Origin of the sequence: Streptomyces sp. NPDC058051 (genome assembly GCF_042885475.1) — a bacterium.
Lineage (GTDB): Bacteria > Actinomycetota > Actinomycetes > Streptomycetales > Streptomycetaceae > Streptomyces.
The window spans coordinates 154044-165310 of record NZ_JBHVRW010000018.1 but is presented as its reverse complement, the minus strand read 5'-3'; the positions used below and the strand labels follow the sequence as shown (position 1 = coordinate 165310).

Below are 11267 nucleotides of genomic sequence, written 5' to 3'. Positions count from 1 at the left end.
TCCACGGTCGAGTACCCACACCTTCTCGAACGGCCGAATCATCACACCGGTTACGGCCCACCAGGACGTTTCAGCAAGATCGTGTTATGAGCTCTTAGTGTCAGATGCTTAATCAAATGCTGAACAACAGGGAACTCGCGGCGCACTGGCCGAATGGGCAAGGCGGCTACACGTCGCGGACCTGTGGAAATGAAATAGTAGGGATGGGTGGAAAGTGACTCACAATAGGGTTCAGGTGTACTACTGTGCACAGCATGCGGATGAACCGTTGATAGTTCGAACCCCTGAGGATATCGATGCACTGATCGACGCCCTTACTGCGGGCTCTGAGTTCGAGAATTCGGCTGTTCTGCATAGTTCGGAGCGTGAGCTTCTACCGTCAGGATTTCCAGATCACGAGTTCAGGGTTGGCGTCGACGGGAAACGAAAGGTGGGGGTTCTGAGCTTCATGGACGAGAAGAACTTCGTCTCGCTCGACTCTTCGGGAAATACTGGAGGGGAGGTTGCCTACTTTGTCGCAGAGAATCCGACCGAGTTTCCCGCCACGGCAGAAATCCCCCTTGCTCTGGTGCGTCAGGCTGCAAAGGAATTCCTTTCTTCCGGAGGGCAGCGTCCGACGTGCACCCAGTGGCAGGAGCCGGAAATCTGGTAATCGCTCACTTGCCCTTCTATCGGGTGAAGCGGGAGTGCATCATGAGCTGATGCAACTTGCTGTACGTCGATCATGAGGTTGCGGTCGCCGCGGTCGGCCTGGTCGCCGGGAACGTGGTGACCGGGCGGCAGGTCGAACTCCTCCTCGTGTTCTGAGTCTGGAATTCTGTTCAGATAGCCGGCGAGGCGTTTAAGGATTTCGTCGGCGGTCTTCATCCAAACGTAGGGCTTCGGGTCGGTGTTCCAGGCGGCGATTGTCCGGCGGGCCGGTGGCGCGGCAGCCAGAGCGCCATCAGCAGCAGTCCGGCCAGCAGCACCGCGCCGGCCGTCCGGAACGCCAGCGCGTACCCGGCGGTGAGTTCCTGGAGCCCGGTGCCGCCCGCGGTGCGTGCGGCGGCGACGGTGGAGAGCACGGCGAGACCGAGTGCACCGCCCATCGTGCGGGAGGTGTTGACGAGACCGGAGACGAGACCGGCCTCGCCGGGGGCCGCGCCGGTGACGGCGAGGGAGGCCAGCGGTGTGGAGGCCAGCCCCGCACCCGCCATCATCAGGACGCCGGGCAGACAGACCGAGGTGAGGTACGAGCCGTCGACGCCCATCGTGGACTGCCAGCCGAAGCCCGCGGCAGCGACGGCCGTACCGATGAGTGCCAGGTTCTTCGCGCCGACCCGGGCCATGGCCCGGGGTGCGCACTTCGAGCCGAGGACGACAGCCAACGACGTGGGCAGCAGGGCGAGTCCGGCCTCCAGCGGGGTGTACCCCAGCACTGTCTGGGCGTACACGGTCATGAAGTACCACATGGAGAACGTCGCGGATCCGATCACGAACATGGCCGCGTTCGCCGATGTCACCGCCCGCGCCCCGAGCACCCTGAGCGGCATCAGCGGCTCCGCGGTCCGGGACTCCACCACCACGAAGGCGCTCAGCAGAGCCACCCCGCCGAGCAGCGGCACCAGGGTCGCGGCAGCGGTCCAGCCCGACGCCTCGGTCTGTACGACACCGTACGAGACCGAGGCGAGGCCCGACGTGACGAGAACCGCGCCCAGGAAGTCGATCCGCCGCCGCTCGCCCGCCCGGCCCTCGGCGAGCCAGACCGCGGCACCGGCCAGGACGACTACACCGACCGGCACATTGATCAGGAGGACCCAGCGCCAGGAGAGCAGATCGGTGAGCACCCCGCCGACCAGCCCACCGGCCGCGCCACCGCCCGCGCCGACGGCCATCCAGGTGCCGATCGCCTTCGTCCTGGCCGGGCCCTCGGGGACGGTGGTGGTGAGCAGGGTGAGGGTGGCGGGGGCGAGCACGGCGGCACCGATCCCCTGTGCGGCGCGGGCGGCCAGCAGTTGCCAGCCCTCCTGCGCGAGGCCGGCGGCCAGGGAGGCCGCGGTGAACACACCGAGACCGATGAGGAACATCCGCTTGCGTCCGTAGATGTCGGCGGCGCGCCCGCCGAGCAGCATGAATCCGGCGAAGGCGATCGCGTAGGCGTTGAGCACCCATTGCAGCCCGGCGGCGCTCATCCCGAGGTCGGAACGCATGGACGGCAGGGCGACGTTGACGACGGACACGTCGAGCACGACGAGGAACTGACCGACACAGGCGGCGAGCACCGCAGCCCAGGTGCGGATCCTGGGCTTCTGTCGCAGAGATGCGGGTGCCGTGACGTCAACCATGTCGGCCATACTCGCAGTCCCCCTGCGCCCGGTACATCGGTATTCGGGCCGATCCCTGCTCGGTCCAAGGCCGTAGGAACCGTCGCCGAGGTGTCACGCCCGCATCAGAAGTGAGGCAGGGGTGATGGCTGCGTCGCGGGGCAGCACCGTTCTGTCGCACCGGGTGGCGTTCCCGCTCCGCCGCTCGGGGTGGTTGAGGCACGTTCGGTCGGTCGCTCGATGCCGGATCGTCGACCCGCCCCCCGCTGAACGGGAAGCTGGTTAGGATCCTGCGGTGATGTCCGACGCGTCCGGCCCGTCCCAGGACTCCACGGTGATCCGGTACGGGCGACGGAAAATGTTCTCCATGCTCATGGTGATGACAGCCATGCTGGTCACCGCCGGAACCCTGTTCTCGGTTGTCGTCATCACACCCGAAGGACCCCGGTGGTTCCTGGTCCTCACCGGAGCGCTGTTGCTCGTCTGCGCGCCGATGGTGTTCGCCTCGTCGTGGCGCAAGCGCCGCTTCGGCGCCGCCTTCGACGCCACCGGCTTCTGGCTGCTGCGTGACGACGAGGTGGCGGTGGTGCCGTGGGGGTCGCTGGCGGGCGTCGGTGTCTACTGGTCGGAGAGCAGCGAGGGCGGACGCACCAGCACCATCGAACTCTGCCCGTCGGACGAGATCGTCCCGGGCAGCCCCGTCCTCGGGCGGCTGGTCCGGGACCACGATCCGCTCCGGCCCGGTGCGCCCCGGCTGCGCTACCGCTTCGAGATCGTCGGCAACGTCGCCCTGTACGAGCAGGCGGTGCTGCGCTGGGCACCGGGGCTGTGGTGCGGCCACGAGAAGCAACCGGACGGCTATGCGCACAAGCCACCGCCCGACCACGTGGCCGAGCTGGTCACGTTCCTGCCGGTGGACGCCCCGGACCGGGTCGTCGCGTTCCGGGGACGGCGGCACTTCGTGCCCGGTCTGGGCATTCTGTGCGGCTTGGGGCCGGCCGCAGCAGGGATCGCGTACGTGCTGCTGCCCGACGAGGTGAGCGGAGTGCAGGACGCGGTGCGGACGGCGACCGCGGCACTCGTCGCGACAGCCGCCGTCACAGCCATCGGGCGTCTGTTCCCGAGGGTGTGGCGCAAGCGCAGGCGCGTGGTGTCCGTCGAGCGGGCCGGGGTCCGGTTCGCCGATGGCCTGCGCTCGGACAGCGCCCTGGTGCCCTGGTCATCGCTCGCCGGCGTGGGGCTGTACCACTACCCGCCCGGCTGGACCCTCGAACTCACGCCCCGCGAACCCGTCGACCGGGACGCGTGGATGCTCTGGCCGTACGTCCGGGAGGTGGCACCGCCGGAGTCGGCGGAGTCGGCGGAGTCGGCGGAGTCGGCGGAACCCGGGCAGCCGGTGGATTCGGCGCTGTCCCGCCTGGTGTACCGCGTCGACCTGGCGCCGGGCTCCGGGCAGCATCTCGTGGCGGCGGCCTGCGGGAAGTGGGCGCCCGAACTGTGGCTGGGCGGCACGGAGCGGAAGGGCGACAGCGGCCGTCCCGACTACAAGGGGCACAGGCGGCGGGCGCGCTCGGACGAACATGAGCCCCGTGACTGATCCGCTTACGAACGGGGCCCTCACGGCTGCGTCGTAAGCCGACGGACTACTCGGTCCGGCCCCGTCGACCCGGCCCCGTGGACCAGGCAGAACGCCGAAGTGTCAACGCCGCAGCAGGGTCACCACCGCCGCCCCGCCGAGCCCGATGTTGTGCGCCAGGCCGACCCGGGCGCCCTCCACCTGCCTGCCCCGCGCCTCTCCCCGGAGCTGCCAGGTGAGTTCGGCGGCCTGGGCGATTCCGGTGGCACCGAGGGGGTGTCCCTTGGAGATCAGCCCGCCGGACGGGTTGACCACCCACCTGCCGCCGTACGTGGTCGCCCCGGACTCGACGAGCTTCCCGGACTCTCCCTCGCCGCACAGCCCGAGCGCCTCGTAGGTGAGGAGTTCGTTGATGGAGAAGCAGTCGTGCAGTTCGATGACGTCGAGGTCGGCGGCCGAGAGTCCCGAGGCCGCGTACACCTGGTGTGCGGCGGCCCGCGACATCGGCTGTCCCACGGCGTCGATACAGGTCCCGGAGGCGAAGGAGTCCTCGGTGTCGGTGGTCATGGCCTGGGCGACGATCTCGACCGCCCGGTCGCCCAGACCGTGACGCTCGACGAAGCGTTCCGACGCGACGACGGCGGCGGCCGAGCCGTCGGAGGTGGGTGAGCACTGGAGCTTGGTCAGCGGGCGGTGGATGGTCTTCGCGGCCAGGATCTCCTCGACCGTGTACGGGTCCTGGAACTGGGCGTACGGGTTGTTCACCGAGTGCCGGTGGTTCTTGGCGCCGACCGCGGCGAGTTGTGCCTCGGTCGTCCCGTACCGCTCCATGTGTTCACGGGCCGCGTTGCCGAAGATCTGGGCGGTGGGCGGGCTCATCTCGAAGCCGTGGGCGGCGGCCATGATTCCGTAGTGCCGGGCGACGGGCGAGGTCGCGAAGTCCGCCGCGCCGCCGTCCCCGCCCGTGCCACCGAGCGCGCCGCGCGTCATCTTCTCGAAGCCGAGCGCGAGGACGCAGTCGCTGCCGCCGCCCTCGACGAACTGCCGGGCCATCATCAGCGCGGTGGAGCCGGTGGCGCAGTTGTTGTTGACGTTGTAGACCGGTACGCCGGTCAGGCCGAGTCCGTAGACGGCGCGCTGACCCGCGGTGGACGCCTGGAAGCAGTAGCCGACGGCAGCCTGCTGGATCTGCTCGTACGTGACGGAGGCATCGGTGAGCGCCGCTGTCCCGGCCTCCTTCGCCATGTCCCAGTACTGCCAGTCGCGTGTCTCGGGTTTCTCGAACTTCGTCATTCCGACACCGACGATGTACGCCCTCATGAGCTTCAACGGCTTCATGGGCTTCATGGATGTCAGGGACGTCATCGGCCTCGTGGGCCTCATCGACTGCGGAGGCTGCGGGGGCTGCGTGGGTTTCGCGGGCTGCGTGGGTTTCGCGGGCTTCATGAAGAGTCCCTTCAGTCGCGCGGGAGGCCGAGGATGCGCTCGGCGACGACATTGAGCTGAACCTGGGTGGTGCCGCCCGCGATGGTCAGGCAGCGGGACATCAGGAATCCGTGCACGGCCCGCTCTCCCGCCCCTTCGGCGACCGCGCCGGCCGGGCCGAGGAGTTCGAGGGCCAGTTCGGCGACCTTCTGCTGGTGGGCGGTCTGGACGAGTTTGCGGACGGAGGCGCCCGCGCCCGGTTCGAGTCCGGACACCTGCCGCAGGGTGGTCCGCAGCCCGATGCAGGCGAGTGCGTGGGCCTCGGCGGCGAGTGCCCCGATGCGGGCCCGGTACGTGGCGTCGAGTGCGCCGGCGCGGGCGATCAGGGCCTCCAGACCGGTGTCGAAGGTCATCTGGTCGGCCATGTGGACGCGTTCGTTGCCCAGCGTGTGGCGGGCGACCCGCCAGCCGTCTTCGGCCTTCCCGACGAGGGCGTCGGCGGGCAGCAGGACGTCGTCGAAGTACACCTCGTTGAAGAGGGAGTCGCCGGTGATCTCCTTCAGCGGGCGGATGTCGATGCCCTCGGTGTGCTTCATGTCGACGAGGAAGTAGCCGATCCCCTGGTGCTTGGGGGCGTCGGGATCGGTCCTGGCCAGCAGGATCCCGTGGTCGGCCGTCCGGGCGGCGCTCGTCCACACCTTCTGCCCGTTGATCCGCCAGCCCTCGCCGGTCCGCTCCGCCCTCGTCCGCAGCGAGGCGAGGTCGGAGCCCGCTCCGGGTTCGGAGAACAGCTGGCACCAGAGGAGGTCACCGCGCAGCGTCGGCAGCAGGTAGCGGTCCTGCTGCTCGGCCGTCCCGTGGGCGAGGAGCGAGGGGATCACCCAGGTGGCGATCCCCAGGTCGCTCAGCTTCACCCCCTGGTCCTTCAACTCCTGCTGTACAGCCAGCTGTTGGACGGGCCCCGCGCCGAGTCCGTAGGGGGCGGGGAGGTGCGGAGCGGCGTAGCCGGTCGGTGCGAGGGCGCGGCGGGCGGCCTTCGGGCCGAGGTCTCGTGCGGCGGCCGCGGCCGTGCGCGCCTCGGCGCGGTGGGCGGCGGCCTCGGCGGGGAGTTCGAGGACGAGTTCGCGACGCGCGCCGCCGCCGGCCAGCCGGACGGCCCGCAGCCGGTGGGCGTCACCGGCCCCCATCAACTGCCGTGCCACCAGGGCCCGGCGCAGGTACAGGTGCGCGTCGTGCTCCCAGGTGAAGCCGATGCCGCCGAGGATCTGGACGCAGTCCTTGGCGCAGTCGTACGCGGCGTCGAGGGCGGTGGACGCGGCGAGTGCGGCGGCCAGGGACCGTACGTCCGGGTCCTGCTCCTCGTCGGCGGCACGGGCCGCGTCCCACACCAGCGCGCGGGCCCGCTCGACCCGTACGAGCATGTCGGCGCAGAGGTGCTTGATGGCCTGGAACTGTCCGATGGGGCGGCCGAACTGCTCGCGGACCTTGGCGTGCCGGGCGGCGATCTCCAGGGTCCGGGCCGCGGTTCCGCATGCCTCGGCGGAGAAGAGGACGGCGGCGAGGTCGCGGACGTGTGTGCTGTCGGTCCGCAGTACGCGTTCCGCCGGGACGTGTACGCCCTCGGCGCGGATCCCGGCCGTGGGGCGCGTCGGGTCGACGCTGCGGTGCGGGCGGACGGTCAGCCCCTCGGCGGCGGCGTCGACGGCGAACCAGAGGGTGCCGGCGGCCGATTCGGCGGGGAGCAGAAAGAGGTCGGCAACGGCGCCGGAGAGGACGGGCGGGGCCGTGCCGTCGAGCAGATGGCCGTCCCCGTGTTCCACGGCGGTGAGGGTGCCGGGGCCGAGGGCGACGGCGCCGATGCGCGTGCCGGCCGCGAGGTCGCGTACCGCTTCGCCGGCCCCGGACGCATGCAGGACGGCGGAGGCGAGAGCGCTCGCGAGATACGGGCCGGGGAACGCGGCCCGTCCCGCCTCCTCCAGGACCACGGCCAGATCGAGGAGCCGGCCGCCCCCGCCTCCGTACTCCTCGGGCAGATGGAGGGAGAGGAGACCTTGGTGCGCGAGCCCGTCCCAGTAGCCGGGGCGCACGCCGGGGGCACCAAGGGCTTCCCCGTCGAGCAGTTTGCGCACTTCCTCCGGCGGCACGGCGCGCGCCAGACTGCCCCGTACAGCCTGCGCCAACTCCCTCTGTTCTTCGGTGATTCCGATGCCCATGCGGATCCTCGCCGGTCGCAGCCACTGGAACGGCGCAAGAGTAGAACACGTTTCATTCTGATGGAAGGTCGGTTGACGGTCGGATGACGGCACATTCCCGGCACCGGCGTACGGCCGCGTCCTGTTCGCACCGCGTTCACCGGAATACCCCGGGCATGCGGAAGGTTCACCCTGCACACACTTGGCGGTCGGTGCTGCCCGCACCAGGAACCGCACGCCTCTTCAGACCCTCGATCACGCCGCCCGGAGGCCGCACGTATGCCACAGACGACGAACGAACAGCACGCCGGCGAACTCCCCGATCTCCCCGATCCGCACCCGCGCAAGGCGGCCGGCGGGGTCGTCCCCGTACTCGCCTTCGCGGGCATCACCGTCGCGGTGATGCAGACCCTGCTCGTCCCCGTCATCAAGGATCTGCCCGCCCTTCTCCACACCGATCCGTCCAACGCGACCTGGGTGATGACCTCGACCCTGCTCGCGGGTGCCGTGGCCACCCCGATCATGGGGCGCCTCGGCGATCTCTACGGCAAGCGGAAGATGCTGCTCGCCAGCCTCGCCGTGATGGTGGTCGGTTCCCTGATATGCGCCTTCACCGACGCTCTCGTCGTCATGATCGCGGGGCGTGCGCTCCAGGGCTTCGCCATGGGCGCCATTCCGCTGGGCATCGGCATCATGCGCGACGAGCTGCCGCGCGAGCGGCTCGGCTCGGCGATGGCGCTGATGAGTTCGTCGATCGGAGTGGGCGGCGGGCTCGCGCTGCCCGCCTCCGCGCTGATCGCCCAGCACTCCGACTGGCACACCCTGTTCTTCGGGGCGGCCGGTCTCGGTGTGCTGTCGATGGCACTCACCGTCCGCGTCGTACCGGAGACCACGCTGCGCGCCCCCGGACGGTTCGACCTCATCGGCGCGCTCGGACTCTCGCTCGGACTGGTCTGCCTGCTGCTGCCCATCACCAAGGGCAGTGACTGGGGCTGGACCTCGGGCACCACGCTCGGTCTGATCGCCGCGGCCCTGGCGATTCTCGTCCTCTGGGGCCTCTTCGAGCTGCGCAGTGCCGCACCGCTGGTCGATCTGCGGACCACGGCCCGGCGCGAGGTGCTGCTCACCAACCTCACCTCGATCATGGTCGGGGTCGCCTTCTACGCCGTCTCCCTGGTCCTGCCGCAGCTGCTCCAGCTGCCGGCGTCCACGGGATACGGCCTCGGGCAGTCGATGGTGGTCGCCGGACTGTGCGTGGCGCCGCTCGGCCTGACGATGATGTTCGTCGCCCCGCTGTACGCCCGGCTGTCCGCCCGCCGCGGCCCCAAGGTGTCGCTGATGCTCGGCATGCTGATCATCGCGGTCGGATACGGGGCCGGGCTCGGGCTGATGAGCGCCGCCTGGCAGACGATCGTGATCGCGGTGGTGCTCGGGGCCGGTATCGGGCTCGCGTACTCCTCGCTGCCCGCACTGATCATCGGGGCCGTCGACCCGTCCGAGACGGGCGCGGCCAACGGTCTGAACACCCTGATGCGGTCGATCGGCACCTCGGTGTCGAGTGCCGTGATCGGCATGGTGCTGGCGAACACCGCGGTGCGGACGGGCGGGGTGGCCGTGCCCTCGATGGAAGGGTTCCGCACCTCGTTCCTGATCGCGACGGGCGCGGTGGTGGTCGGGCTGGTGCTGGCCGCGTTCCTGCCGTCGCAGCGCGCCGCGATGCGTCCGACGCTGCTGGCGAGCAGCGACGGCGTGGCGCCCCCCGCGCTCTCCGCGTCCCGGCCCGTCACCGGCTCGGGCGGCTTCCGCGGCCGGGTGCTGGACGCGGACGGTACGCCGGTGGCCCGCGCCAACGTCACACTGATCGACCGCCGGGGCCGGCAGGCCGGTCTCACCGTCGCGGACGAGGACGGCCGCTACATGCTGGCCGCCCCGTCCGGCGGCACCTACGTGCTGGCCGGATCGGCCGCCGGGTACGCGCCGCGCGCCTACCCGGCGGCCTACCCGGGAGGCGGGCTGCCGGTCGAAACCGATCTGGTCCTGACGGTCAGCGCACCGGAGCGTCGAACCGCGGTGCCGTCGTGAGCAGATGAGAGACGTCCGACCCCGCCGGCAGTTCCTGCGGCAGCGCGCCGCGGGTGAACAGCCGTGCGGGGCGGGCGCCCCGCACCCGGGCCTGGCGCCCCTTGACCCGCAGCCACGAACCCTCGCGCAGGCCGAGCACCGGCACGTCGTTCTCCTCCAGGAATTCGGTGAGCCGCTCCTCGCGGGTCTCGCCCTTGTGCGTGCTCTGCGGGTCCGGGTCCAGATAGTGCGGGTTGATCTGGAACGGGACGAGGCCGAGCGTCTCGAAGGACGGCGGCTGCACGATGGGCATGTCGTTGGTGGTCCGGAGGGTGGGCGCCGCCATGTTCGTCCCGGCGCTGGCCCCCATGTACGGCAGCCCGCCGCGTACCGCCTCGGTCACGGCGTCCCGCAGACCGGTCCGGTACAGGGCGCTCAGCAGCCGGAAGGAGTTGCCGCCGCCGATGAACACGGCGTCGGAGGCGCCGAGTTCGGCGACCGGGTCGGCGTTCTCATGGACTCCGCGGACGTCGATGCCGCACGGCGCGAGGGCGTCGCGGACGCGTGCGGTGTACCCGGTGTAGTCGGCGAGCGCGTAGGGGACGAAGGCCAGCCGGGCGCCGGAGGGCAGGAAGCCGGTGACGGTGTCGAGCGCGTGTTCCAGATAACCGCGGCCGTACTGGGTGGAGTTGGAGAGCAGCAGCAGATTCACAGGTTCCTCTTGGTTCTCTTCCGGGTCATCGGTGTTCCCCTTCCGGGGCATCGGTGTTCTCTTCCGGAACGCTCTTGGCCGGACCGTTCTCTTCCGGATCACTCATTGCCGGTCGGTTCTCTTCACGATCACTGGTCGGTACGGGGCCGACGGGCGCGGGGTTTCGGGCGCTGCGGAGGCTGGGTGAGCCGCCGCTCCAGCAGTTGGGCCGCGTGGCGCAGGGCGTCGAGCCGGTCCTCGGGCGCCCCGCGGAACAGTTCCTCGGCGCCGCCGAGGCTGAGGCTCCCGTACGGTTCGCGCCCGAGGAAGACCGGTACGGCGACGGTCGCGACACCGGTGTCGTACTCGCCGACCGTCCAGGCGTACCCCTGGGCGCGGACCTTCAGGAACTCCTCCTCCAGACGGTCCGGGTCGGTGACGGTCCGGTCGGTGAACCGGGCCATCGGGCGGCCCCGGAAGAGCCGGTGGCGCTGCTCGTCGGGCAGATACGCGTAGTACGACTTGCTGGTCGCCCCGGCATGCGCCGGGTACAGCTCGCCGACCAGCGGGTAGTACCGCAGCGGCCCGGCCACCCCTTCCTCCGCGGCGACACACCGCATGTGGAAGCTGTCCGGCAGACAGAACAGGACGGTGTCGCCGGTGACCCGGCGCAACTCCTCCAGGACCGGCCCGGCCAGCAGCTCCAGCGATCCGGAACGCTCCCAGAGCCTGCCCAGGCGCAGCACGGCGGGGCCGATGCGGTAGCGGCGGGTGGCCGGGTCGGAGACCAGGAAGCCCCGGCCGGCGAGGGTGGCGAGCAGTCGTTGGGCCACCGAGGTGTCCCAGCCGAACTCCTCGGCGACTTCGGTGACACCCCAGTCGGGCCGGGTCCGCTCGAAGGCGAGCAGCACGAGGAGTGCCCGGTCGACGGTTTGCAGCGCCCCGGCGGGCGTGCGCCGGTCCAGATCGAAGTCCGCCATCGTCATCTCACCATTCAGACCTGAATTGCAAATAACGGG

At 70.3% G+C, this 11267-nt stretch carries 9 protein-coding genes; 3 read left to right on the top strand and 6 right to left on the bottom strand.

Features of this window, described 5'->3' with window-relative positions; translation table 11 throughout:
* Positions 1–214 precede the first annotated feature (214 nt).
* Entirely contained in the window at positions 215–652 is a 438-nt protein-coding gene (locus tag ACFVUT_RS26160; protein ID WP_389654406.1) for an Imm1 family immunity protein, read from the top strand.
* Here the strand turns inward: ACFVUT_RS26160 and ACFVUT_RS26155 are convergent.
* Together ACFVUT_RS26155 and ACFVUT_RS26150 are read right to left on the bottom strand one after the other, a co-directional pair.
* A complete protein-coding gene (locus ACFVUT_RS26155; RefSeq protein ID WP_389654432.1) occupies positions 574–867 on the bottom strand; it encodes a hypothetical protein in 294 nt (97 codons plus the stop codon). The two genes, ACFVUT_RS26160 and ACFVUT_RS26155, sit on opposite strands and share 79 nt — an antisense overlap.
* Positions 864–2333 carry a DHA2 family efflux MFS transporter permease subunit gene (locus tag ACFVUT_RS26150; protein WP_389654404.1) on the bottom strand — a complete coding sequence of 490 codons (1470 nt, stop codon included), beginning with the start codon at positions 2331–2333 and terminating at the stop codon, positions 864–866. Before ACFVUT_RS26150 ends, ACFVUT_RS26155 begins: the two co-directional genes overlap by 4 nt.
* Before the next feature lie 268 nt (positions 2334–2601).
* Here ACFVUT_RS26150 and ACFVUT_RS26145 point away from each other — a divergent pair, with 268 nt between their 5' ends.
* Complete coding sequence (locus tag ACFVUT_RS26145; RefSeq protein WP_389654402.1) at positions 2602–3900, top strand: hypothetical protein; 1299 nt, start codon at positions 2602–2604, stop codon at positions 3898–3900.
* Positions 3901–4002: 102 nt separating this feature from the next.
* Here the strand turns inward: ACFVUT_RS26145 and ACFVUT_RS26140 are convergent, their stop codons facing one another.
* Together ACFVUT_RS26140 and ACFVUT_RS26135 are read right to left on the bottom strand one after the other, a co-directional pair.
* A complete protein-coding gene (locus ACFVUT_RS26140) occupies positions 4003–5199 on the bottom strand; it encodes a lipid-transfer protein (RefSeq protein WP_389654430.1) in 1197 nt (398 codons plus the stop codon).
* A gap of 137 nt (positions 5200–5336) precedes the next feature.
* Positions 5337–7517, bottom strand: coding sequence for an acyl-CoA dehydrogenase (locus ACFVUT_RS26135; RefSeq protein ID WP_389654400.1), 2181 nt, complete (start codon positions 7515–7517; stop codon positions 5337–5339).
* A gap of 258 nt (positions 7518–7775) precedes the next feature.
* Between ACFVUT_RS26135 and ACFVUT_RS26130 the strand changes: the two genes are divergently transcribed.
* Entirely contained in the window at positions 7776–9578 is a 1803-nt protein-coding gene (locus tag ACFVUT_RS26130) for an MFS transporter (RefSeq protein WP_389654398.1), read from the top strand.
* Here ACFVUT_RS26130 and pepE read toward each other — a convergent pair.
* Both pepE and ACFVUT_RS26120 read right to left on the bottom strand, forming a co-directional pair.
* Positions 9541–10269 (bottom strand): dipeptidase PepE, encoded by a 729-nt coding sequence (gene pepE / locus ACFVUT_RS26125; protein ID WP_389654428.1) that lies wholly within the window; start codon positions 10267–10269, stop codon positions 9541–9543. The genes ACFVUT_RS26130 and pepE overlap by 38 nt on opposite strands.
* A 128-nt stretch (positions 10270–10397) precedes the next feature.
* Positions 10398–11228, bottom strand: a complete 831-nt coding sequence (locus tag ACFVUT_RS26120; RefSeq protein WP_389654396.1) for an IclR family transcriptional regulator — start codon at positions 11226–11228, stop codon at positions 10398–10400.
* Positions 11229–11267: the final 39 nt, after the last annotated feature.

Bases quoted from the DNA above. Each gene is read 5' to 3' on its own strand.
- ACFVUT_RS26150 (WP_389654404.1), bottom strand. From the start codon at position 2,333: ATGGCCGACATGGTTGACGTCACGGCACCCGCATCTCTGCGACAGAAG.
- ACFVUT_RS26140 (WP_389654430.1), bottom strand. From the start codon at position 5,199: ATGAGGGCGTACATCGTCGGTGTCGGAATGACGAAGTTCGAGAAACCC.
- ACFVUT_RS26135 (WP_389654400.1), bottom strand. From the start codon at position 7,517: ATGGGCATCGGAATCACCGAAGAACAGAGGGAGTTGGCGCAGGCTGTA.
- ACFVUT_RS26120 (WP_389654396.1), bottom strand. From the start codon at position 11,228: ATGGCGGACTTCGATCTGGACCGGCGCACGCCCGCCGGGGCGCTGCAA.
- ACFVUT_RS26145 (WP_389654402.1), top strand. From the start codon at position 2,602: ATGTCCGACGCGTCCGGCCCGTCCCAGGACTCCACGGTGATCCGGTAC.
- ACFVUT_RS26130 (WP_389654398.1), top strand. From the start codon at position 7,776: ATGCCACAGACGACGAACGAACAGCACGCCGGCGAACTCCCCGATCTC.
- ACFVUT_RS26155 (WP_389654432.1), bottom strand. From the start codon at position 867: ATGAAGACCGCCGACGAAATCCTTAAACGCCTCGCCGGCTATCTGAAC.